The organism is Streptomyces sp. NPDC000345 (assembly GCF_042898825.1).
Taxonomy (GTDB): domain Bacteria; phylum Actinomycetota; class Actinomycetes; order Streptomycetales; family Streptomycetaceae; genus Streptomyces.
Genome location: NZ_JBIAZE010000001.1, coordinates 565,902 through 587,260, shown reverse-complemented (window position 1 = coordinate 587,260; position 21,359 = coordinate 565,902). Strand labels below are relative to the sequence as shown.

The following is a 21,359-nucleotide window of genomic DNA, read 5'->3' as shown; positions in this document are numbered from 1 at the left end:
CCGGAAATCGCCGTGGAGGCGACAGCGGGACACGGCGACGGCACGACGACGGGGAGACGGCAACATGGCGGAAGCGCGCAGGCGCCTGCGGTCCAGCACGGTGGTACTCGGCGGCATGGGCGTCGTCGCCGCGGCCCTCACCTCCTGCGGCTCCGACCCGGACCGCCGCTGCGTCGACCGCGACGCCTACGACTCCCTCTACGGCTACAAGGTCGTCGCCGACAAGAACTGCAAGTCCTCCGGCTCCTCGGCCAACGGCAAGGGCAGGAAGACCGGCACCGGCACGGCCGGGAAGAGCGACGCCGCCTGGTACTACGACGCCGACGTCAGCAACGGCTGGGCGGACTCCGGCACCTTCAGCAAGAGCGAGGCCGTCGACCGGGGCGGCTTCGGCTGCTCCGGCTCCGGCAGCGGCGGCGGCTGAGCGGACGTACGCCATGCAGCGCCACACCATCGCACCCCGCCCCGGCTGGCAGCGGACGGTGGAGGAGCAGGGACTCGTCTACCCGCTCACCCGCCACCCCGACGGCAGCCTGCGCCCGTACTGGGACGAGAGCGCGTACTACGCCTTCACCCTCGACGAGGTGGAGGCCCTGGAGGAGACCGTCGAGGAACTCCACCGCATGTGCCTGGCCGCCGCCGGACACCTCGTCGCCCAGAACCGTCTCGCCGACCTCGGCATCACCGACCCGCGCGTCGCCGCCGCGGTCACCGAGGCCTGGCACCGGCGCGCCGAACTCCCCTCCGTGTACGGCCGCTTCGACCTCCGCTACGACGGCACCGGCCCGACGAAGCTCCTCGAGTACAACGCCGACACCCCGACCTCGCTGGTGGAGGCGGCCTCCCCGCAGTGGTTCTGGATGGAGGAGCGCTTCCCCGGCGCCGACCAGTGGAACTCCCTCCACGAACGCCTCGTCGCCGCCTGGAGGAAACAGGCCCCCCTCCTCCCGCCCGGCAGCCCCCTGTACTTCGCGCACTCCACCGCCGACGAACTCGGCGAGGACCTGATGACCGTCGCCTACCTCAAGGAGACCGCCGAACAGGCGGGCCTCGACACGGCGTTCATCCCCGTGGAGGACATCGGCTTCGACCGCCTCTCCGGGCGCTTCGTCGACCACCGGCTCCAGTTCATCCGCAGCTGCTTCAAGCTCTATCCCTGGGAGTGGCTCACCACCGACCGCTTCGCCGGCCACGTCCTCGACACCCTCGACAACGGCGGCGGCACGGGTACGACGATGTGGATCGAGCCCGCCTGGAAGATGCTGCTGAGCAACAAGGCGCTGCTGGCGATCCTGTGGGAGCTCTACCCGGACCACCCCAACCTCCTCCCCGCCTATCTGGACGGCCCGCGCGAGCTGGCGGCCACCACCGGGTACGTCGCCAAGCCCCTGCTCGGCCGCGAGGGCGCCGGCGTCACGATCCACGAGCGGGCCGCCTTCGCCGCACCGGTCCTGCGGGACGAACCCTGCTGCTACCAGCAGCTCGCCCCGCTCCCCGCCTTCGACGGCAACCACGTCGTCCTCGGCGCCTGGGTCGTGCAGGAGGAGGCGGCCGGCCTCGGCATCCGCGAGTCCTCCGGCCTGATCACCGACGAGTACGCCCGCTTCCTGCCCCACGTGATCCTCTAGGGCCCGTCAGCCGGACGGGCCCCCGATCCCCAGCACCGCCCTCAGCTGCTCCAGTCCCCAGTCCAGGTCCTCCCGCGAGATCACCAGCGGCGGCGCGATCCGCAGCGTCGGCCCGTGCGTGTCCTTCACCAGCACCCCCCGGTCCATCAGCCGCTCCGACACCTCACGGCCCGACCCCAGGGCCGGCGCCACGTCCACCCCCGCCCACAGCCCCCGCCCCCGTACCGCCGTCACCCGCCCGGTGCCGGTCAGCGCCCGCAGCTCGCGGAGCAGATGCTCCCCGAGCCGGGCGGACCTCTCCTGGTACTCGCCCGACCGCAGCATCGCGATCACCTCCAGCGCCACCGCGCAGGCCAGCGGATTCCCCCCGAACGTCGACCCGTGCTCCCCGGGCCGGAACACCCCGAGGACCTCCGCGTCCGCCACCACCGCCGACACCGGAACGATCCCGCCCCCGAGCGCCTTCCCCAGCACGTACACATCCGGTACGACCCCCTCGTGCTCGCACGCGAAGGTCCGCCCCGTCCGGCCTAGCCCCGACTGGATCTCGTCGGCGACGAACAGCACACCCCGCTCCCGGGTCAGCTCCCGCACCGCCGCCAGATAGCCCTCCGGCGGCACCAGCACCCCTGCCTCGCCCTGGATCGGCTCCAGCAGCACCGCCACCGTGTTCTCGGTCACCGCCGCCCGCATCGCCGTCACGTCCCCGTACGGCACGATCTGGAAGCCCGGCGTGTACGGCCCGTAGTCCGCCCGGGCCCCGGGGTCGGTGGAGAAGCTGATCAACGTCGTCGTACGGCCGTGGAAGTTGTTCCCGGCGACGACGATCTTCGCTGTCTCCGCCGGAACGCCCTTGACCCGGTACCCCCACTTCCGGGCCGTCTTCACGGCCGTCTCCACCGCCTCCGCGCCCGTGTTCATCGGCAGCACCATCTCCATGCCGCACAGCTCGGCCAGCTCCGCGCAGAAGGCCCCGAACCGGTCGTGGTGGAATGCCCGGGACGTCAGCGTCACCCGCTCCAGCTGGGCCTTCGCCGCGTCGACCAGCCGCCGGTTGCCGTGCCCGAAGTTCAGCGCCGAGTAGCCCGCCAGCAGATCCAGATAGCGACGCCCCTCCACATCCGTCATCCAGGCCCCGTCGGCCGTCGCGATCACCACCGGCAGGGGGTGGTAGGTGTGCGCGGTGTGCGCGTCGGCGGCGGCGAGGAGCGCGTCGGTGGTGCTCACGGGACCTCCAGAGGTGCGGTCGGCCCCCTTCCTATCGTCGCTCGCATGGTGGACGCGGGACGTTCGCGCTCCGGCGTGCCCGGTAGGCTGGCGGCGGGCCGTGACTGGCGCGCTGGGATGGATCGGACCATCGGGGAGCGGCCTGTGAGCGACAAAGTGCCGTGCGCCTGGGCCGAACCGTGAACCCGTGACCGCTTTCCAGCACCCACGCCACCCGGAGGCCGACGACATGTCAGAGCAGCAGCCCCTCTCCACCGAGTCCACCGCCTTCCGCGCCGCCCTCGACGTGATCCGCGCCGTCGAGCCGCGCGTCGCCGACGCCATCGGCCAGGAGGTCGCCGACCAGCGCGAGATGCTCAAGCTGATCGCCTCCGAGAACTACGCCTCCCCGGCCACCCTCCTCGCGATGGGCAACTGGTTCAGCGACAAGTACGCCGAGGGCACCGTCGGCCGCCGCTTCTACGCCGGCTGCCGCAACGTCGACACGGTGGAGTCCCTCGCCGCCGAGCACGCCCGCGAGCTGTTCGGCGCCCGGCACGCCTACGTCCAGCCGCACTCCGGCATCGACGCCAACCTCGTCGCCTTCTGGGCCGTCCTCGCCGACCGCGTCGAGGCCCCGTTCCTGGCGAAGGCCGGAGCCCGCCAGGTCAACGACCTCTCCGAGGCCGACTGGGCCGAGCTGCGCCAGGCCTTCGGCAACCAGCGCATGCTCGGCATGTCCCTGGACGCCGGCGGTCACCTCACCCACGGCTTCCGCCCGAACATCTCCGGCAAGATGTTCGACCAGCGCTCCTACGGCACCGACCCGGCCACCGGCCTGATCGACTACGAGGCGCTGCGCACGAGCGCCCGCGAGTTCAAGCCGCTGATCATCGTCGCGGGCTACTCGGCCTACCCCCGTCTGGTGAACTTCCGGATCATGCGCGAGATCGCCGACGAGGTCGGCGCGACCCTCATGGTCGACATGGCGCACTTCGCGGGCCTGGTCGCCGGCAAGGTCCTGACCGGCGACTTCGACCCGGTCCCGCACGCCCAGATCGTCACCACGACCACCCACAAGTCCCTGCGCGGCCCGCGCGGCGGCATGGTCCTGTGCGACGACTCCCTCAAGGAGCAGGTCGACCGCGGCTGCCCGATGGTCCTCGGCGGCCCGCTCCCGCACGTCATGGCCGCGAAGGCCGTCGCCCTGGCGGAGGCCCGCCGGCCCGCCTTCCAGGACTACGCCCGGCGCATCGTCGACAACTCCCGCGCCCTGGCGGAGGGCCTGATGCGCCGCGGCGCCACCCTCGTCACCGGCGGCACGGACAACCACCTCAACCTGATCGACGTGGCGACCTCCTACGGCCTCACCGGCCGCCAGGCCGAGGCGGCCCTGCTCGACTCGGGCATCGTCACCAACCGCAACGCCATCCCGGCCGACCCGAACGGTGCCTGGTACACCTCGGGCATCCGCGTCGGCACCCCGGCGCTCACCACGCGTGGCCTCGGCACGGCCGAGATGGACGAGGTCGCGGGTCTGATCGACCGCGTCCTGACCACCACCGAGCCGGGCACGACCAAGTCGGGCGCCCCGTCCAAGGCCTCGCACGTCCTGGACGCGAAGGTGGCGGAGGAGATCTCCCAGCGGGCGACGGACCTGGTCGCGGGCTTCCCGCTGTACCCGGAGATCGACCTCGGCTGAGGTCTTCCAGGGGTGCGGGGAACCGCGCGGCCGGCTCCACACGGCCCGCGGTTCCCCGCGCACCGCGACCACCCCCACGCCTCTGAGACAATGATGAACATGGCCTCAGACCGTCCCCGCGTGCTCTCCGGAATCCAGCCCACCTCAGGCTCGTTCCACCTCGGCAACTACCTCGGCGCCGTCCGCCAGTGGGTGGCCCTGCAGGAGACCCACGACGCCTTCTACATGGTCGTCGACCTGCACGCGATCACGCTTCCGCAGGATCCGGCCGACCTGCGCGCCAACACCCGCCTCGCCGCGGCGCAGCTCCTCGCGGCCGGCCTCGACCCCGAGCGCTGCACGCTCTTCGTCCAGAGCCATGTCCCCGAGCACGCCCAGCTCGCCTGGGTCATGAACTGCCTCACCGGCTTCGGCGAGGCGTCCCGCATGACCCAGTTCAAGGACAAGTCCGCCAAGCAGGGCGCCGACCGCGCGAGCGTCGGCCTGTTCACGTACCCGATCCTCCAGGTCGCCGACATCCTGCTCTACCAGGCCGACGAGGTCCCGGTCGGCGAGGACCAGCGCCAGCACATCGAGCTCACCCGCGACCTCGCCGAGCGTTTCAACGGCCGCTTCGGCGAGACCTTCACGATCCCGAAGCCCCACATCCTCAAGGAGACGGGCAAGATCTACGACCTTCAGGACCCGTCGATCAAGATGAGCAAGTCGGCGTCCACGCCGAAGGGCCTCATCAACCTGCTCGACGACCCGAAGGCCACCGCGAAGAAGGTCAGGAGCGCGGTCACGGACACCGACACGGTGGTCCGCTACGACGCCGAGAACAAGCCGGGCGTGAGCAATCTGCTCAGCATCTACTCGACCCTGACGGGCACGAGCATCCCCGAGCTGGAGCAGCGCTACGAGGGCAAGCTCTACGGCGCGCTCAAGACGGACCTCGCGGAGGTCGTCGTCGGCTTCGTGACCCCGTTCCGGGACCGCACCCAGCAGTACCTGGACGACCCGGAGACGCTGGACTCGATCCTGGCGAAGGGCGCGGAGAAGGCACGCGCCGTCGCCGCGGAGACGCTCTCCCAGGCGTACGAGAAGGTCGGCTTCCTCCCCGCGAAGCACTGACGGCGCTCGGAGGCACCCGGGGCGCGCCGCACACACGTTCCTCCGGGCGGAGCGCTGCACATCACTCCGCTTGCGCCTGCCCAGAGCACAGCCGTGGCCGTACAGTCGATAGCCGTACGACTGAGTACGAACCCGGCACCACGAACGGCATCTCATCGGACATGACGACAGGAGACGACGTGGGGACCGTAACGATCGGCGTGTCGATCGCGGTCCCGGAGCCTCACGGCAGCCTGCTCCAGGAGCGGCGCGCGGGCTTCGGCGACGCCGCTGCTCACGGCATTCCCACGCATGTCACGCTGCTGCCGCCGACGGAGGTCGAGGCGAGCGCGCTGCCGGCCGTCGAGGCGCACCTCACCGAGGTCGCCGCGGCCGGCCGCCCCTTCCCGATGCGGCTGTCCGGCACGGGCACCTTCCGGCCCCTGTCGCCGGTGGTGTACGTGAAGGTCGTCGAGGGCGCCGAGGCCTGCGCCTGGCTGCAGCAGAGGGTCCGTGACGCCTCCGGCCCCCTCGTGCGTGAGCTGCAGTTCCCCTACCACCCGCACGTCACCGTCGCGCACGGCATCGACGACGCGGCGATGGACCGCGCCTACGAGGAACTCGCCGGCTACCGGGCCGAGTGGTCCTGCACCGGCTTCGCCCTCCACGAGCAGGGCCCCGACGGCGTCTGGCGCAAGCTGCGCGAGTACCCCTTCGGCGGCGCGGTCGTCCCCCCGCAGGCCGCCCACGTCGACCGCGGCGGCCTGCCCACACGCTGACCGCCCCGCCGGGAGCGCCGCGGTCGTCCTCGCAACGGGCCCTAGACGGGCAGCCTCCGGAACAGCCCGCGCGGGACGTGCCGGAGCGCCGACATCACCGCCCGCAGCACCCCGGGCACCCACACCGTCTCCGACCTGCGTCGCAGCCCCAGCTCGACGGCCGCGGCGACGGCTTCGGGAGTGGTGGCCAGCGGCGCCTCGGTGAGCCCGGCCGTCATCCTCGTACGGACGAAGCCGGGGCGTACGACCATGACGTGCACGCCCGTGCCGTGCAGCGCGTCGCCCAGGCCCTGGGCGAAGGCGTCGAGGCCGGCCTTGCTGGAGCCGTAGATGAAGTTCGAGCGGCGGGCGCGCTCCCCGGCGACGGAGGAGAGCACGACCAGCGAGCCGTGGCCCTGGGCCTGCAGCGCGCGGGCGCACACCAGGCCCGCCGACACCGCGCCGGTGTAGTTGGTCTGGGCGACGCGCACCGCCGCCGCGGGGTCGCACTCGTCGTGCGCCTGGTCGCCGAGGACGCCGAAGGCGAGCAGCACGAGGTCGATGTCGCCCTCGGCGAAGACCTTGCCGAGAACCGTCTCGTGCGAGCCGGGGTCGAGCGCGTCGAAGGAGACGGTGCGGACGTCGGCACCCAGCGCGCGCAGGCCGGCGGCCGCCGACTCCAGGGCGGGGGAGGGGCGCCCGGCGAGCCACACCGTGCGGGTGCGGCGGGCGATCAGCCGGCGGGCGGTGGCCAGCGCGATCTCGGACGTACCGCCGAGGACGAGGAGGGACTGGGGGAGGCCGAAGGCGTCCTTCACGACAGCTCCTAGAGGTTGAGGCGCCGGGACAGATCGGAGGTGAGGACCCCGCGCGGGTCCAGCTCCGCGCGCAGGGCACGGAAGTCGGCCAGGCGCGGGTACATCGCGGTGAGCAGTTCGGGGCGCAGCCGGGAGTCCTTGGCGAGGTAGACGCGTCCGCCGGCGGCGGCCACCTCCTCGTCCAGTTCGTCGAGGAAGGCGCCCAGGCCGGGCAGGGCGGCCGGGATGTCCAGGGCGAGGGTCCAGCCGGGGCGGGGGAAGGACAGCCAGCCCGGGTCCGCCTCGCCGAACCGCTTGAGGACGGCGAGGAAGGACGGGCAGCGGTGTGCGCGGATACGGGCCACGATCCGGCGCAGGGCGTCCTCCTGGCCGTATCCCACGACGAACTGGTACTGCACGAAGCCGCTCCGGCCGTAGACGCGGTTCCAGTGCGGGACGCCGTCGAGGGGGTGGAAGAAGGCGGAGAGCCGCTGGAGTTCGCCGGTCCGCACCCGGGGCGCCCTGCGGTACCAGAGTTCGTTGAACAGTCCGACGGTCGTGTGGGTCAGCAGACCGTTCGGCAGGAAGGCGGGGGCGGGCGGCAGCCGGGACGGGCGGAAGGCCAGCGGTGCCCTGCGCGCGCGGGCGGGCAGCGCGTCCAGGGGCGCGTGGTCGCCGCGGGTGAGCACCGCGCGTCCGGTGGCCGCCCCGCGCGCGAGGAGGTCGATCCAGGCGACGGAGTAGCGGTAGCGGTGGTCGCCGGCCGTCAGCCGGGCCATCAGGTCGTCGAGGTCGGCGGCGCGTTCGGTGTCGACCGACATGAGGGACGTCTCGACGGGCTGGAGCCGCACCGTGGCCGTGAGGACGACGCCGGTCAGGCCCATGCCGCCGGCGGTGGCGTCGAACAGGGGGGTGCCGTGGCTCACCGTGCGGATCGTGCCGTCGGCGGTGAGCAGCTCGAAGGACAGCACATGCCGCGCGAAGGAACCGCAGACGTGGTGGTTCTTGCCGTGGATGTCGGCGCCGATCGCGCCGCCCACGGTGACGTAGCGGGTGCCGGGGGTCACCGGGACGAACCAGCCGAGCGGCAGCAGGACCTCCATCAGCCGGTGCAGGGAGACACCGGCGTCGCACAGCACGGTCCCGCCCGCGGCGTCGATGACATGGATCCGGTCCAGGCCGGTCATGTCCCACACGGCCCCGCCGGCGTTCTGGGCCGCGTCCCCGTACGCCCGCCCCAGCCCTCTCGGGATGCCCCCGCGGACCCCGCAGTCCCGGACGGCGACCACGGCCTCCTCGTACGTCCGGGGGCGGATCAGCCGGGCGGTGGAGGGGGCGGTGCGGCCCCATCCCGTGACGGAAACGGTCTCGGCAGGCATGGGTGTGACCGTATCGCCCATATATGAGCGAATACTTTTGAAACCTCCCATCACTCCCCGAAATGGGTGATTAATGGGATGTCGCTCAATATTGCCGGAGTTCCGGTGGGCTCGACGTGAACAGTGAGCCACATGGACCACCTCGACGACATGGACCACCGGATCCTCACCGCGCTGCGCGCCCGGGGCGCGGATCCGCGCGTCGCCGGTGCCGCGCGCGCCCTGTCCCGGGCGGGCGAGCACGGCGCGCTGTGGCTCGCGGCCGGCCTCGTGGGAGCCGCCGTGGACGGCCCGCGGCGCGGCGCCTGGCTGCGGGCCACCGCCCTCACCGCGGGCGCGCACCTCGCCAGCATGGGCGTGAAACGGGTCGTGCGCCGCCCGCGCCCCGCCCATGTCGAGCCCCTGGTGCGCACTCTCGGCCGGCACTCCTTCCCCAGCTCGCACGCGACCTCCGCGGCGGCCGCCGCCGTCGCCTTCGGCGCCCTCGGGGCCCACGCCGTCCCGCCGCTCGCCGCCGCGATGTGCCTCTCCCGTCTCGTCGTCGGCGTCCACTACCCCTCCGACGTGGCGGCGGGCGCGGCCCTGGGGGCGCTCACGGCCCGGCTGGGAGCGCGCTGGATGCGAGAGGGGCGCCGTGGCTGAGGCAGTCCTCCACCGGCAGCGCACCCACCGTCGCCGGTCGCCCCAGCCGCCGAGCCCCCGCACCGGCGGCCTCCTCGGCGGCCTGCTGCGGACCGCCCGCCCCAAGCAGTGGGTCAAGAACGTGCTCGTCGTCGCCGCCCCCGCCGCGGCCGGCCGGCTCTTCTCCCCGGGCGCGCTGCCCCGACTCGCCCTGGTCTTCGCCCTGTTCACCGCCTGCGCCGCCGCCGTCTATCTGGTCAACGACGCCCGGGACGCCGAGGCCGACCGCGCCCACCCCACCAAGCGGCACCGCCCGGTCGCGGCCGGCGTGGTCCCCGTGCCCGTCGCGTACGCCGTCGGAGGCGCCCTCGGGGTCCTCGGGCCGGCCCTCGCGGCCTGGCTGGCGAACCCGGCCGTCGCCGTCCTCCTCGCCGGCTACCTCGGCATGCAACTGGCTTACTGCGTCAGCCTGAAGCACGTCCTCGTCGTCGACCTCGTCGTCGTCACGACCGGCTTCCTGATGCGGGCGACGGCCGGCGGGCTCGCGCTCGGCATCCCCCTCTCCCGCTGGTTCCTGATCACCACCGGCTTCGGCGCGCTGTTCATGGTCTCGGCCAAGCGCTACTCCGAGGCCGTCCAGATGGCCGGAAAGGCGGGCGCCACAAGGGCGTTGCTCACCGAGTACACCACCGGCTACCTCCGGTTCGTCTGGCAGCTCGCGGCGGGTGTCGCCGTCCTCGGCTACTGCCTGTGGGCCCTGGAGGAGGGCGGTGTCCCGCACACCGGCCTGCTGCCCTGGCGCCAGCTCTCGGTGGTCGCGTTCATCCTGGCCGTCCTGCGCTACGCCGTCTTCGCCGACCGGGGCACCGCCGGCGAACCCGAGGAGGTGGTCCTCGGCGACCGCGCCCTCGCCCTGATCGGCCTGGCCTGGCTCGCCATGTACGGGCTGGCGGTGGCCCATTGGTAGGCGAACGGCGCGAACTCCTGGGCTTCGCCGCCGCCGGCCTCCTCGCCTACGCCGCCGACCTCGCCCTGTTCACCTGGCTGCGCGGCCCGGCCGGCCTCGACCCCCTCACCGCGAAGACGCTGTCCTTCCTCGCGGGCTGCACGGTCGCCTACCTCGGCAACGCGCTCGGCACCTACCGCCACGCGCGCGTGCGGGGCCCGCGGCCGTACGCCGTGTTCTTCGCGGTGAACGTCGCCGGCGCCCTCGTCCAGCTCCTCTGTCTCACCGTCAGCCACTACGGCCTCGGGCTCACCTCGCAGCGCGCGGACACCCTCTCCGGAGCCGTCATCGGCATGGCACTGGCGACTGTCCTGCGGTTCTGGGGTACTCGCACTCTGGTCTTCCGCGTCGTTTCCCGCGAATAGGGCAGAGTTCGGATCATGGACTGGCTGAAGAAGCTTCCCGGTGTCGGGCCGTGGGTCGCCCGCCTCATGGCCACCCACGCCTGGCGGTCGTACGAGCGCCTGGACCGGGTCAAGTGGACGCGGCTGGCGGCCGCGATGACGTTCATCAGCTTCGTCGCGCTGTTCCCGCTGCTCACCCTGGCCGCCGCGATCACGGCGGCCACCCTCAGCGAGTCCCAGCAGCGCAACGTCCAGGACAAGATCGCCGATCAGGTCCCCGGCATCTCCGACCAGCTCGACATCGAAGGGCTGGTCCAGAACGCCGGCACCGTCGGCCTGATCGCCGGAGCCGTGCTGCTGTTCACCGGCATCGGCTGGGTCGGCCAGATGCGGGACTGTCTGCGCGCCGTGTGGGAGCTGCCCGACAAGGAGGAGAACCCGGTCCTGAACAAGGCCAAGGACGCGGGCATCCTGGTCGGTCTCGGCGGCGCGGTCCTCGCCACCCTCGCCCTGTCCACCGTCGCCTCGGCCCTGGTCGGCCGGATCACCGACACCCTCGGCATCGACAAGCAGGGCTGGGGCAGCGTCCTGCTGCACCTCGCCGCCTCCGCCATCGCGGTCCTCGCCGACTTCCTGCTCCTGCTGTACGTCCTGACCCTGCTGCCCGGCGTAGAGCCGACCCGCCACCGGCTCTTCGTCGCCGCGCTGATCGGCGCGGTCGGCTTCGAACTGCTGAAGCTGCTTCTGAGCGGCTACATGCAGGGCGTGGCCGGCAAGAGCATGTACGGCGCGTTCGGCGTGCCCATCGCCCTGCTGCTGTGGATCAACTTCACCTCGAAGCTGATCCTGTACTGCGCGGCGTGGACGGCGACGGGCAGCGCCCCCGAGCGCCGTTCGCACGACGACGTCAGCGGCGACGGCGTACCAGATCCGGCAGCGGCCATCGGCGGTTGACCAGGAACGCCCCGGCGGCCAGCAGCACCAGCACCCCGCCGGCGATCGCCAGCGCCGTCCACATGCCGCGCGCGCCGTCGTCGGCGACGGCGCCGGCGACCGGCTGCCCGGAGGTGCCGCCCTGCCCGGCCTTCGCGGACTCCCCGGAGGAGGGGTTCGCGCCCGGCTGCGCGCTGGCCCGGCCGCTCGGCTGAGCGCTGGGGGCGGTGCCCTGCGGCGCGACCAGCTCGCCCACCGGGGTCACCTTCCCGGCCGCCGCGAAGCCCCAGTCGAACAGCTTGGCGGTCTCCTTGTAGACCTCGTTGTGGTCGCTCTTCTCCGGGTTCATCACGGTGACCAGCAGCACCCGCCCGCCCCGCTCGGCGACGCCCGTGAAGGTGGCGCCCGCGTTGGTGGTGTTGCCGTTCTTGACCCCCGCGATGCCCGGGTACTGCGAGATGTCGTAGTCCCCGGCCAGCAGCCGGTTGGTGTTCTGGATCTCGAAGGACTGGCGGACCGTCTTGCCCTTCTTGTTCTTCTTCGTCTCGCCGGGGAACTTGGCCGTGACCGTCGAGCAGTACTCCCGGAAGTCCTTCTTCTGCAGCCCCGAGCGCGCGATCAGCGTCAGGTCGTACGCGGAGGAGACCTGGCCGGGCGCGTCGTAGCCGTCCGGGGAGACGACGTGCGTGTCGAGCGCCTGCAGTTCCCCGGCGTGCTGGTTCATCTCCCTGACCGTGTCGGCGACACCGCCGTTCATCGACGACAGCACGTGCACGGCGTCGTTGCCGGAGCGCAGGAAGACACCGAGCCACAGGTCGTGGACCGTGTACGTCTCGTTCTCCTTTATCCCGACCAGACTGGAGCCCGACCCGATGCCCTCCAGGTCCTCGGGCACCACCTTGTGCGCGGTGGTCTTCGGGAACTTCGGGAGCACGGTGTCGGCGAACAGCATCTTCATCGTGCTCGCCGGGGGCAGCCGCCAGTGCGCGTTGTGCGCGGCCAGCACCTCGCCCGACTCGGCGTCCGCCACGATCCACGACCGCGCGGTGAGGTCCTTCGGCACCACCGGCGCGTCCCCCGCGAGCGCCACCTGCGTACCGGCCTGCCCGAGACGGGCGCCGCCGACGGTGGACATGGTCGCCGGGGGAGTGGCCGACGGGGACGTGCTCGTGGAGGGCGACGGCTTGGGCGCCGCCGTGGAGACGGGGGCGGTCAGCGCGAGGGACGTGAGGGACGCTGCGGTGACCAGCAGGGATCGCCTGACGGTCTGCTTCATGGGTGCGGGCACGACGGAGAACGTACCGGGCAGGCGGCGGGAAGTCCCACCGCCCTCCCCACCCCGGTCAGAGAACCGGACACCCGACGGCGATACTGAACACATGAAGCTCAGCCGCCCCCTCTCCTGGTTCCTGCTCGCCTTCGGGGTGTGGAGCTGGATCATCTGGGTCACTTTCGTCAAAAACCTGGTCAAGGACAGCAGCGGGCTCGCGTTCGACGACGGCGACCCCACGGTGTACTTCTGGGTCCACCTGACGCTCGCCGTCGTCTCCTTCGTATTGGGGACGGTCATCGGGGTCATCGGGTTGCGCGGTCTGCGCGCACTGCGCCGGACGTCATAGCCGATGGTGATCGTCTTCGTCCTGCTCGCCCTGGCGGTGCTGGTCGGCGCCAACTGGTACCTGTGGCGCCGTCTGTTCCGCGACACCACCCGCGGCCCCGGCCGGGCGCGCCGCGGCGGCGCCGTGCTGATCGCGGGCGGCTGGGCCCTGGCGATCGGCGCCCTCGTCGCGGAACGCGCGGGCGCCCCCTTCTGGCTCCAGCGCACCCTGGCCTGGCCGGGCTTCCTGTGGCTCGCGCTGTCGGTCTACCTGCTGCTCGGAGTCGTCGCGGGCGAAGCCGTACGGCCGCTGCTGCGGCGGTACCTGGAGCGACGCGCGCGCCGGGCGCAGGCGCGGACACCCGTCGCGGAGCCCGCGCCGGAACGGGTCCCGGCCGGGGCGCCGCCCGCCCAGGACCCGCCGGAGCCCGCCGCGGACGTGGCCGAAAAGGCCGCCCCCTCCCGCCGTCTCTTCGTCTCCCGGGTGGTCGGCGGCGCGGCCGCCGCCGTCGCCGTGGGAACCGTGGGACAGGGAACGTACGGAGTGCTGCGCGGCCCGCGCGTCAAGCGGGTGACCGTCCCGCTGGCCAAGCTCCCGCGCGCCGCCCACGGCTACCGGATCGCCGTCGTCAGCGACATCCACCTCGGGCCCGTCCTCGGCCGGGGCTTCGCGCAGAAGGTCGTCGACACCGTCAACGCGACCCAGCCCGACCTGATCGCGGTCGTCGGCGACCTGGTCGACGGCAGCGTGAAGGACCTCGGCCCGGCCGCGGCACCGCTGTCCCGGCTCCGGGCCCGGCACGGCGGCTTCTTCGTGACCGGCAACCACGAGTACTTCTCCGGCGCCGCACAGTGGGTCGAGGAGGTGCGCCGGCTCGGCCTCGACCCCCTGGAGAACGCCCGCACCGAACTCCCGTGGTTCGACCTGGCCGGCGTCAACGACATCGCGGGCGAGAGCGAGGGCCAGGGCCCCGACTTCGACCGGGCGCTCGGCGGCCGGGACACCACGCGCGCGTGCGTGCTCCTCGCCCACCAGCCCGTCCAGATCCACGACGCCGTGCGCCACGGTGTCGACCTCCAGCTCTCCGGCCACACCCACGGCGGCCAGCTCTGGCCCGGCAGCCTGATCGCCGAGGCCGCGAACCCCACCCTGGCCGGTCTCGAGCGCTACGGCGACACCCAGCTCTACGTCTCCCGGGGCGCCGGTGCCTGGGGCCCGCCCACGCGCGTGGGGGCGCCCTCGGACATCACGGTGATCGAGCTGGCGTCGAAGCGGGCCTGACCCCTCCCCGGGCCTGTGAGGACGCTGTGAAACCCGCCCGAAACACGCGTCGGTAAGTTCTTTCTCATCTCGTCGGAATTCTCTTCCCCGCGCCGAAAAACGTGTGATTAGGTGAGCCCGCCACCAAGGGGGGTGGCTTTCTGTGTAGTACTGGGCCTTTTCGTGGCCTGGGGAGGGCAGGACATCACCATGCGATCGATTCGCATGCGGATCCTCGTGACAGTGCTGGTTCTCGCGGTGGTCGGGGTGGGCGGCCGGCAGTTACTGCCGTCGAAGGACGACAGCGGCGCCACCGTCACGGTGGGGACCACGGACACCATCACGTCACTCGATCCGGCGGGCGCCTACGACGCCGGTTCCTGGGCGTTGTTCAGCAACGTCTTCCAGTCGCTCCTGACGTACGAGCCGGGTGGGGTCTCGCCCGTGCCGGACGCGGCCAGGAGCTGCTCCTTCGCGAAGGGCGGCCTGACGACGTACGGCTGCGAGCTGCGCGACGACCTCACGTTCCCCAGCGGCCGGAAGATGACCGCCGAGGACGTGAAGTACTCCTTCGACCGGGTCAGGAAGATCGACTCCGACGTCGGCCCGGCCTCACTGCTGTCCACGCTGAAGTCGGTGGACGCCGACGGCCTGAAGGTCACCTTCCATCTGACCTCGCCGGACGCCACCTTCCCGTTCAAGGTGGCCACCGGCGCCGGTTCGATCGTCGACCACACCCGCTATCCGGCGGACGGCCTGCGCACCGGCACCTCCGTCGACGGCACCGGACCGTACACACTGACGGCGTACCGGAAGGGCAGGCAGGCCGACCTGGAGCCCAACTCCCGTTACCAGGGGGCGGTGAAGACCGGCTCGCCGATCGCACTGCGCTACTACCCCGACCCGGACGCGCTGGAGAAGGCGTGGAAGGCCGGGGACGTCGACGCGGCCACCCGCCAGCTGCCGCCCGCGGTCCTCGCCGCCCTCAACGCCAGCGACCCGGACCAGCGCGTCAGCGAGGCCGACAGCTCCGAGACCCGCAACCTGTACTTCAACACCCGCGCCTCCTCGCCGCTGCACTCCACGGACGTCCGCAAGGCGATGGCCTGGCTGATCGACCGCGAGCAGCTCGCCGCGACCGTGTACGACGGCACCGTCGAGCCGCTGTACTCGCTGATCCCGGCCGGCCTCACCGGCCACACGACCTCCTTCTTCGACACCTACCCGGACCAGAACTCCGAGAAGGCCCGCAAGCTCCTTCAGGAGGCCGGCGCCGGCATCCCGGTGACGTTCACCTACGGATACGGCCTGGGCAGCGGTGCCGCGGCGGCCGAGGCCAAGGAACTCAAGCGGCAGCTGGAGGCCGGCGGACTGTTCAAGGTGAACGTCAAGGGGTACGAGTGGACCGACTTCCAGAAGCGCTGGGCGAGCGGCAAGCTCGACGCGTACGCCGTCGGCTGGGTCGCCGACTACCCCGACCCGGACACCTACGCGGGCCCGCTCGTCGCCACCGACTCCACCATGAACACCGGCTACAGCAACAAGACCGTCGACCGGTACATCACCGACAGCCGGCAGTACGCCGACCGCGGCCAGGTCGCCGACGACTTCAAGAACCTCCAGCAGGTCATCGCCGACGACGTGCCGGTGATCCCGCTGTGGCAGCGCAAGGAGTACGTCGTCACCAGCGCGGACGTCGGCGGCGGCCAGTACCTGGCGGACGGCAACGGCGTGTTCCGGCTGTGGGCGCTGGACTGGATCTGATCCCCCGTCCGTCCGGCCCGTGCGCAGACCCCACGGGCCGGTCCGGCGGGGCGGATCCGACGCGCCGGGGGCATGCGCCCCCGTGACACCGGGCAGTCACCCCACGCGGCACCATGTGACGCAGGTGTGCACGGGGTGAGGAGCAGACGTGCTGAGACGCAACTCCTTCCGGCTGCCCCGGCATCCGGCGTCCGTCGGCCTGGCCCGGCACCGGGTGCGGGACCATCTGGCGGACTGGGGGCACGCCCCGGACGGCCGGGCGCTGGCCGACGCGCTCCTCGTGGTGTCCGAGCTGGCCACCAACGTCGTACGCCACGGGCCCCTGCTGGAGCGCGAGTTCGAGGTGGCGGTCACCGCGCTCGCGGACGGCTCCTGCCTCATCGAGGTCTCCGACGAGGACCGGCGGGTACCCCGGCTGCGGGTGGTCGGCGAGTGGGACGAACACGGCCGCGGGCTGCACCTCGTGGAACACCTCGCCACCGCCTGGGGCGTGTGGAGCAGGGGCCGCCACGGCAGGACGGTCTGGGCGCTGGTCGTGGCGACCGCCTGACCGCGGCCCGTCAGCCGCACACCGCCGGCCGCGCCGGCAGTTCCACCGTCACCCCCAGCCCCTCGCCCGGCGCCGTCCGTACGCTCACCTCGCCGCCGTGCGCCCGCACCACACCCTGCACGATCGCCAGCCCCAGACCGCTGCCCGCGCCGCCGCCCGCCCGGAAGAAGCGGTCGAAGACCCGCGCCGCGTCCTCCGCCTCCAGCCCCGGCCCCTCGTCCCGCACCGACAGCCGAACCACCCCGTCCGCGCGCTCCGCCCCGAGCCGCACCGGCACGTCGGCGGGCGTGTGCGTGCGCACGTTGGCCACCAGGTTGCCCAGCACCTGCCGCAGCCCCGACTCGTCGGCCCGCACCAGCAGCGCCCCGTCCGCGTCGACCGTGACGGGCCGCCCGGGCTGCTGCGCCCGCAGGTCCTCGGCGGCGTCCCGCACCAGCCGGCTCACGTCCACGTTGCGCAGGCGCAGTTCGGGCCGCTGGTCGAGGCGGGCCAGGGTGAGCAGCTCGTCGACGAGCCGGCCCATCCGGTCCACCTCGCCGTTCATCCGGTCCCAGGCCCGCCGGCGCTCCTCCGGCTCGCGCAGCATCCCCTGGTCGTACAGCTGGAGATAGCCGCGGATCGCGGACAGCGGGGTGCGCAGCTCGTGCGAGGCGTCGGCGACGAACCGGCGCAGCTGGGCCGCGCTGCGCTCGCGCGTGCGGTACGCCGTCTCCACCTGGTGCAGCATGGAGTTCAGGGCCAGCCGCAGCTGTTCGACCTCGAGCGTGGTCTCCCGGCTGGAGGGCACCCGCCGGGTCAGGTCGCCCTCCGCTATCGCCGACGAGGTCTCCACCATGTCCTCCAGCGGCCGCATCCGCCGCCGCACGCTGAACAGCGTCAGGCACGCGAGCAGCATCAGCAGCAGCGTGCCGACGGCGAGATCCAGCCGGAGGGCCTTGGCGACGCCCTGGTGCAGGGCCTCGGTGGAGGTGGCCAGCAGGATGTAGGGGCCGTCGGCGAGCCGGGTCGCGGTCACCCGGTACGCGGCGCCGTGCACGCTGACGTCGCGCGGCTCGGACCCGGCGGCCAGGGCGCGCGGGTCGGCCACGGCGTCCGCGAGGGCGCGCTGGGCGTCGGTGGGCGCGACGTCGAAGAGGGTGAGGGCCGTGCCCCGGGCGTCGACGGCGGTGAAGATCGAGTCCGGGGTCGGCCGGTCGTCCGAGCCGTCGGGCAGGATCCGGTCGCGGACCACGCCGAGCACGCTCAGCGAGTCGATCTGGCGCAGGGTGAGCCGCGAACTGCCCAGCGAGTCGCGCATCTTGGTCAGATCGGTGTCGATCTGGCCGAGCAGGTAGTGCCGCATCCCCATCAGGCTGACCGCGGTCGCCGCGACGACGCCGACGGCGAGCAGCGCGACGTTCGCCAGCGTCAGTTTCACCCGCAGGGAGCGCAGCCCCCGGCCACGGCGCGGGAACCTCATGCCAGCCCGTATCCCACGCCCCGCCGGGTGGTGATCACCGGCGGTCCCAGGGCGTCCAGCTTGCGCCGCAGATAACTGATGTAGGTCTCGACGACCGTCGACTCCGGGGGTGTGTGCTCGTACTGCCAGACATGGCGCAGGAGTTGCTCCTTGGACACGATCCGGCCGCCGTTGCGCACCAGGAACCGCAGCAGCGCGTACTCGGTGGGGGTCAGCTCGACCGAGCGGCCCGCGCGGTGCACGCTGTAGGTCGTCTCGTCCAGTTCCAGGTCGCCGTAGCGCAGCGGCGGGCGCTGCGGCAGGACGTCCGCCGGGCGGGTACGCCGCAGGACGGCCGTGATCCGGGCGACGACCACGTCGATGTCGAACGGTTTGGTGATGTAGTCGTCGCCGAAGCCGAGCGCCCCGACGATCTCGGCCGGCGCGTCCCGCGCGGTGAGGAACACCAGGGCCAGATCGGGCCGTTGCGCCCGCAGTTCCCGCCCCAGCGCCCGTCCGTCCCCGTCCGGGAGCATGACGTCCAGCAGCGCCACGTCGGGCCGGGTGCGCCCGGCGAGGGCGAGGGCCTCGCGGACCGTGGCCGCGGTCATGACCTCGAAGCGGTGGTAGCGCAGCGCGATGGCGAGGACGTCCGCGATGCTCGGCTCGTCCTCGACGACCAGCACGGTGCCCGGAGCCGTCGACATGCCCCCAGTATCGGTGGCCCCGCCGACGACCGGGCCGGTTCCCGCTTTGGAGTTCCTTGAGAGTCATGGCCGGTTGGTGTCCCCGCGTGCGTGCCGCCGGTGATCCTGGTGCCAGGACCTGGGGGACCCGTCGACCGTGGTGAGGAGTTGTGATCGTGGCGGCATTGGCACGCTGGTGCTACCGGCACAGACTGGTGGTCCTGTTGCTGTGGGTGGGGGCGCTGTTCGGCCTGGGGTTCTCGGCCTCGACGGCGGGAACGGACTACGCGAACGTCTTCTCCCTCCCCGACACGGACTCCAAGAAGGCGTACGACCTGATGGAGAAGGCGTTTCCCGCGCGCGCGGGCGACACCGACACGGTCGTCTGGAAGGTCGACGAGGGCACGGTCCGCGACCAGGACGTACGGTCCCGGATCCAGCCCGCGCTCGACGAGATGGCGGGGATGAAGGGCGTCGGCGGGGTCACCGGCCCCTACGCGGCCGGGGGCGCGGCGCAGATCAGCGCCGACGGCAGGATCGCGTACGCGCAGATCACCTTCGCCGACCAGGCGAACGCCGTACCCAAGGAACTCGTCCAGGACGTCGTCGACACCGCGCGGGACGCCGAACGGGACGGCCTGGAGGTCGAGCTGGGCGGCCAGGCGATCCAGCGGGTGCAGGAACCGCCCACCGGCCTGGCCGAGATGGTCGGTCTGGTGGCGGCCGCGATCGTGCTGTTCCTGGCCTTCGGCTCGCTCTTCGCGATGCTGCTGCCGCTCGCCGTGGCGGTCTTCGGGGTCGGCACCGGCCTGTTCTCGACGCAGCTGCTGAGCCATGTCACCGACATCCCCGACCTGGCTCCGCTCCTGTCGTCCCTGATCGGCCTGGGTGTCGGCATCGACTACGCCCTGTTCATCGTCACCCGGCACCGCAAGGGCCTCCTGCGCGGCACCGACCCGGAGGAGTCCGCGGTCATCGCCCTCAACACCTCGGGCCGGGCGGTGCTGTTCGCGGGCGGCACGGTCTGCATCGCCCTCGCGGGCATGCTGGTGACGAACCTGCGCTTCCTGGACGGGGTCGTCATCGGCACCTCGCTGACGGTCGTCCTGAGCGTCCTCGCGGCCACCACCCTGCTGCCCGCCCTGCTCGGCTTCCTCGGTCCGCGCGTCCTGAGCCGCAGGCAGCGCAGGCGGCTCGCCGCGCAGGGGCCCGAGGTGGAGCAGGCGAGCGGGCCCGCGGCGCGCTGGTCGGCGGGCGTGCAGCGCCGGCCCCGTACGGTCGCCGCGCTCGCGCTGGTCGTCATGGCCGTCCTCGCGCTGCCCGTGCTGTCGCTGCGCCTGGGCGCCACCGACCAGGGCAACGACGACGCCTCCACCACCACCCGCAAGGCCTACGACCTGCTCGCGGAGGGCTTCGGACCGGGCTTCAACGGTCCGCTCCAGGTGGTCGTGGACGGCACCGACACCACTGCCCTGGTGAAGGGCATCGAGGACACTTCCGGAGTCGCCCGGGTGGCCGCGCTGCCGCCCGCGCGGGGCGTCACCGTCATCCAGGTGGTGCCCACCACCTCGCCGCAGTCCGAGGAGACCGACACCCTCATCGACCGTCTGCGCGACGACGTCATCCCGCGGGCCGGTGCCGAGGCGCACGTCGGCGGGGTCACCGCGGTCTCCAAGGACTTCGCCACGGTCACCGGCGACCGCCTGCCCCTCTTCATCGCGACGATCATCGGTCTGGGCTTCCTGCTCCTGCTGATCGCCTTCCGCTCCCTGGTGGTGCCGCTGACGGCCGCCGTGATGAACCTGATCGCCGCCGCCGCCTCCTTCGGCGTCCTCGTCGCCGTCTTCCAGTGGGGCTGGGGCCTGGACCTGCTCGGCCTCGGCAAGGAGGGCCCGATCAACGCCTTCCTGCCGGTCATCATGCTGTCCCTGCTCTTCGGGCTGTCGATGGACTACCAGGTGTTCCTGGTCAGCCGGATGCACGAGGAGTGGGTGCACACCAAGGACAACGCGCGCGCGGTGCGGGTGGGGCTGGCCGAGACCAGCCGGGTGATCAACTCCGCCGCCCTCATCATGGTCTGCGTGTTCCTCGCGTTCGTCCTCAGCGGCGACTCCGGCGCGGCGATGGCGGGCGTGGGTCTCGCGGCGGCGGTCGCACTGGACGCGTTCATCCTGCGGACGGCGCTGGTCCCGGCCGCGATGCACCTCCTCGGCGCCGCCAACTGGTGGCTGCCGGCCGGGCTGGAGAAGCGGCTGCCCCATCTCGCGGTGGAGCCGAAGGAGGAGGGGGCAGCGGGCACCACGCACGGCGAGGGTCCCGCCACGGTCCTCCACGGCTTCGTACGGGACACGGCCGGCGACCCCGTCGAGGGCGCCGCGCTCACCCTGAGGTCCACGGGCGGACGCCCTCTGGACACCGTCACCTCTCTCGCCGACGGCTCGTACATCCTCTCGGTCCCGGCGCCGGGGACGTATCTGCTGGCGACGACGGCACCGTCGTACCCCACCCGGGCGCGGCGGATCACCGTCACGGAGGAGCCGCTGGTGTACGACGTGGAGCTGACGGACGTCCCGGAGGCGACCGAGGTCACCTGACGC

Annotated in this window: 20 protein-coding genes and 1 riboswitch; of the genes, 14 read left to right on the top strand and 6 right to left on the bottom strand. The window is 72.4% G+C overall.

The window, feature by feature from the left end; all coding sequences use genetic code 11:
* Window positions 1-64: 64 nt before the first annotated feature.
* Complete coding sequence (locus ACFY30_RS02770) at window positions 65-424, top strand: hypothetical protein (protein ID WP_390843376.1); 360 nt, start codon at window positions 65-67, stop codon at window positions 422-424.
* Between the two features lie 13 nt (window positions 425-437).
* Entirely contained in the window at window positions 438-1,628 is a 1,191-nt protein-coding gene (locus tag ACFY30_RS02765; RefSeq protein WP_390843375.1) for a glutathionylspermidine synthase family protein, read from the top strand.
* A gap of 6 nt (window positions 1,629-1,634) precedes the next feature.
* Here ACFY30_RS02765 and rocD read toward each other — a convergent pair whose 3' ends face one another.
* Window positions 1,635-2,855 carry an ornithine--oxo-acid transaminase gene (gene rocD / locus ACFY30_RS02760; protein WP_390843374.1) on the bottom strand — a complete coding sequence of 407 codons (1,221 nt, stop codon included), beginning with the start codon at window positions 2,853-2,855 and terminating at the stop codon, window positions 1,635-1,637.
* A gap of 90 nt (window positions 2,856-2,945) precedes the next feature.
* Window positions 2,946-3,035: riboswitch (ZMP/ZTP riboswitch) on the top strand.
* A 49-nt stretch (window positions 3,036-3,084) separates the two neighbouring features.
* On the opposite strand from rocD, the gene ACFY30_RS02755 reads away from it, so the two are divergent.
* The 3 genes from ACFY30_RS02755 (at window position 3,085) to ACFY30_RS02745 (ending at window position 6,407) form a co-directional block, all read left to right on the top strand.
* A complete protein-coding gene (locus ACFY30_RS02755) occupies window positions 3,085-4,536 on the top strand; it encodes a glycine hydroxymethyltransferase (RefSeq protein ID WP_390843684.1) in 1,452 nt (483 codons plus the stop codon).
* A gap of 99 nt (window positions 4,537-4,635) precedes the next feature.
* Window positions 4,636-5,649 (top strand): tryptophan--tRNA ligase, encoded by a 1,014-nt coding sequence (gene trpS, locus ACFY30_RS02750; RefSeq protein ID WP_390843373.1) that lies wholly within the window; start codon window positions 4,636-4,638, stop codon window positions 5,647-5,649.
* A gap of 179 nt (window positions 5,650-5,828) precedes the next feature.
* On the top strand, window positions 5,829-6,407 hold the full coding sequence (locus ACFY30_RS02745) for a 2'-5' RNA ligase family protein (protein ID WP_390843372.1): 579 nt from the start codon (window positions 5,829-5,831) through the stop codon (window positions 6,405-6,407).
* Between the two features lie 41 nt (window positions 6,408-6,448).
* On the opposite strand, the gene ACFY30_RS02740 is transcribed toward ACFY30_RS02745, so the two are convergent.
* Together ACFY30_RS02740 and ACFY30_RS02735 are read right to left on the bottom strand one after the other, a co-directional pair.
* Entirely contained in the window at window positions 6,449-7,204 is a 756-nt protein-coding gene (locus ACFY30_RS02740) for a decaprenylphospho-beta-D-erythro-pentofuranosid-2-ulose 2-reductase (RefSeq protein ID WP_390843371.1), read from the bottom strand.
* 8 nt (window positions 7,205-7,212) lie between these two features.
* Window positions 7,213-8,562, bottom strand: coding sequence for an FAD-binding protein (locus ACFY30_RS02735; protein ID WP_390843370.1), 1,350 nt, complete (start codon window positions 8,560-8,562; stop codon window positions 7,213-7,215).
* 132 nt (window positions 8,563-8,694) lie between these two features.
* Here ACFY30_RS02735 and ACFY30_RS02730 point away from each other — a divergent pair, with 132 nt between their 5' ends.
* Genes ACFY30_RS02730 through ACFY30_RS02715 form a run of 4 tightly spaced genes read left to right on the top strand, consistent with a single transcriptional unit; the run spans window position 8,695 to window position 11,487 of the window.
* Window positions 8,695-9,204: a phosphatase PAP2 family protein gene (locus ACFY30_RS02730; RefSeq protein WP_390843369.1), complete on the top strand. Its 510-nt coding sequence runs from the start codon at window positions 8,695-8,697 to the stop codon at window positions 9,202-9,204.
* Window positions 9,197-10,150 carry a decaprenyl-phosphate phosphoribosyltransferase gene (locus ACFY30_RS02725; RefSeq protein ID WP_390843368.1) on the top strand — a complete coding sequence of 318 codons (954 nt, stop codon included), beginning with the start codon at window positions 9,197-9,199 and terminating at the stop codon, window positions 10,148-10,150. The genes ACFY30_RS02730 and ACFY30_RS02725 overlap by 8 nt, the downstream gene beginning before the upstream one ends.
* The gene (locus tag ACFY30_RS02720; protein WP_390843367.1) at window positions 10,144-10,554 is read left to right on the top strand and encodes a GtrA family protein; all 411 of its coding nucleotides are present in this window, start codon (window positions 10,144-10,146) and stop codon (window positions 10,552-10,554) included. The genes ACFY30_RS02725 and ACFY30_RS02720 overlap by 7 nt, the downstream gene beginning before the upstream one ends.
* A gap of 15 nt (window positions 10,555-10,569) precedes the next feature.
* The gene (locus ACFY30_RS02715; RefSeq protein ID WP_390843366.1) at window positions 10,570-11,487 is read left to right on the top strand and encodes a YihY/virulence factor BrkB family protein; all 918 of its coding nucleotides are present in this window, start codon (window positions 10,570-10,572) and stop codon (window positions 11,485-11,487) included.
* Here ACFY30_RS02715 and ACFY30_RS02710 read toward each other — a convergent pair.
* Window positions 11,441-12,754 (bottom strand): D-alanyl-D-alanine carboxypeptidase family protein, encoded by a 1,314-nt coding sequence (locus tag ACFY30_RS02710; RefSeq protein WP_390843365.1) that lies wholly within the window; start codon window positions 12,752-12,754, stop codon window positions 11,441-11,443. The two genes, ACFY30_RS02715 and ACFY30_RS02710, sit on opposite strands and share 47 nt — an antisense overlap.
* Window positions 12,755-12,845: 91 nt before the next feature.
* On the opposite strand from ACFY30_RS02710, the gene ACFY30_RS02705 reads away from it, so the two are divergent.
* The 4 genes from ACFY30_RS02705 to ACFY30_RS02690 all read left to right on the top strand — a co-directional run bounded on the left by ACFY30_RS02705 (window position 12,846) and on the right by ACFY30_RS02690 (window position 16,638).
* On the top strand, window positions 12,846-13,085 hold the full coding sequence (locus ACFY30_RS02705; protein ID WP_390843364.1) for an SCO4848 family membrane protein: 240 nt from the start codon (window positions 12,846-12,848) through the stop codon (window positions 13,083-13,085).
* Window positions 13,086-13,088: 3 nt separating this feature from the next.
* The gene (locus ACFY30_RS02700; RefSeq protein ID WP_390843363.1) at window positions 13,089-14,345 is read left to right on the top strand and encodes a metallophosphoesterase; all 1,257 of its coding nucleotides are present in this window, start codon (window positions 13,089-13,091) and stop codon (window positions 14,343-14,345) included.
* A gap of 189 nt (window positions 14,346-14,534) precedes the next feature.
* Entirely contained in the window at window positions 14,535-16,088 is a 1,554-nt protein-coding gene (locus ACFY30_RS02695) for an ABC transporter substrate-binding protein (protein ID WP_390843362.1), read from the top strand.
* Window positions 16,089-16,236: 148 nt separating this feature from the next.
* Entirely contained in the window at window positions 16,237-16,638 is a 402-nt protein-coding gene (locus ACFY30_RS02690) for an ATP-binding protein (RefSeq protein ID WP_390843361.1), read from the top strand.
* A gap of 10 nt (window positions 16,639-16,648) precedes the next feature.
* Here ACFY30_RS02690 and ACFY30_RS02685 read toward each other — a convergent pair whose 3' ends face one another.
* Together ACFY30_RS02685 and ACFY30_RS02680 are read right to left on the bottom strand one after the other, a co-directional pair.
* Complete coding sequence (locus ACFY30_RS02685; protein ID WP_390843360.1) at window positions 16,649-18,097, bottom strand: sensor histidine kinase; 1,449 nt, start codon at window positions 18,095-18,097, stop codon at window positions 16,649-16,651.
* Window positions 18,094-18,783 carry a response regulator transcription factor gene (locus tag ACFY30_RS02680; protein ID WP_390843359.1) on the bottom strand — a complete coding sequence of 230 codons (690 nt, stop codon included), beginning with the start codon at window positions 18,781-18,783 and terminating at the stop codon, window positions 18,094-18,096. Before ACFY30_RS02680 ends, ACFY30_RS02685 begins: the two co-directional genes overlap by 4 nt.
* Before the next feature lie 164 nt (window positions 18,784-18,947).
* Between ACFY30_RS02680 and ACFY30_RS02675 the strand changes: the two genes are divergently transcribed.
* A complete protein-coding gene (locus ACFY30_RS02675; protein ID WP_390843683.1) occupies window positions 18,948-21,356 on the top strand; it encodes an MMPL family transporter in 2,409 nt (802 codons plus the stop codon).
* Window positions 21,357-21,359: the final 3 nt, after the last annotated feature.

Excerpts from the sequence above, each read along its gene's own strand:
- ACFY30_RS02770 (WP_390843376.1), top strand. The coding sequence starts at position 65 with ATGGCGGAAGCGCGCAGGCGCCTGCGGTCCAGCACGGTGGTACTCGGC.
- ACFY30_RS02765 (WP_390843375.1), top strand. The coding sequence starts at position 438 with ATGCAGCGCCACACCATCGCACCCCGCCCCGGCTGGCAGCGGACGGTG.
- ACFY30_RS02755 (WP_390843684.1), top strand. The coding sequence starts at position 3,085 with ATGTCAGAGCAGCAGCCCCTCTCCACCGAGTCCACCGCCTTCCGCGCC.
- trpS (WP_390843373.1), top strand. The coding sequence starts at position 4,636 with ATGGCCTCAGACCGTCCCCGCGTGCTCTCCGGAATCCAGCCCACCTCA.
- ACFY30_RS02735 (WP_390843370.1), bottom strand. The coding sequence starts at position 8,562 with ATGCCTGCCGAGACCGTTTCCGTCACGGGATGGGGCCGCACCGCCCCC.
- ACFY30_RS02730 (WP_390843369.1), top strand. The coding sequence starts at position 8,695 with ATGGACCACCTCGACGACATGGACCACCGGATCCTCACCGCGCTGCGC.
- ACFY30_RS02715 (WP_390843366.1), top strand. The coding sequence starts at position 10,570 with ATGGACTGGCTGAAGAAGCTTCCCGGTGTCGGGCCGTGGGTCGCCCGC.
- ACFY30_RS02705 (WP_390843364.1), top strand. The coding sequence starts at position 12,846 with ATGAAGCTCAGCCGCCCCCTCTCCTGGTTCCTGCTCGCCTTCGGGGTG.
- ACFY30_RS02700 (WP_390843363.1), top strand. The coding sequence starts at position 13,089 with ATGGTGATCGTCTTCGTCCTGCTCGCCCTGGCGGTGCTGGTCGGCGCC.
- ACFY30_RS02695 (WP_390843362.1), top strand. The coding sequence starts at position 14,535 with ATGCGATCGATTCGCATGCGGATCCTCGTGACAGTGCTGGTTCTCGCG.
- ACFY30_RS02685 (WP_390843360.1), bottom strand. The coding sequence starts at position 18,097 with ATGAGGTTCCCGCGCCGTGGCCGGGGGCTGCGCTCCCTGCGGGTGAAA.
- ACFY30_RS02680 (WP_390843359.1), bottom strand. The coding sequence starts at position 18,783 with ATGTCGACGGCTCCGGGCACCGTGCTGGTCGTCGAGGACGAGCCGAGC.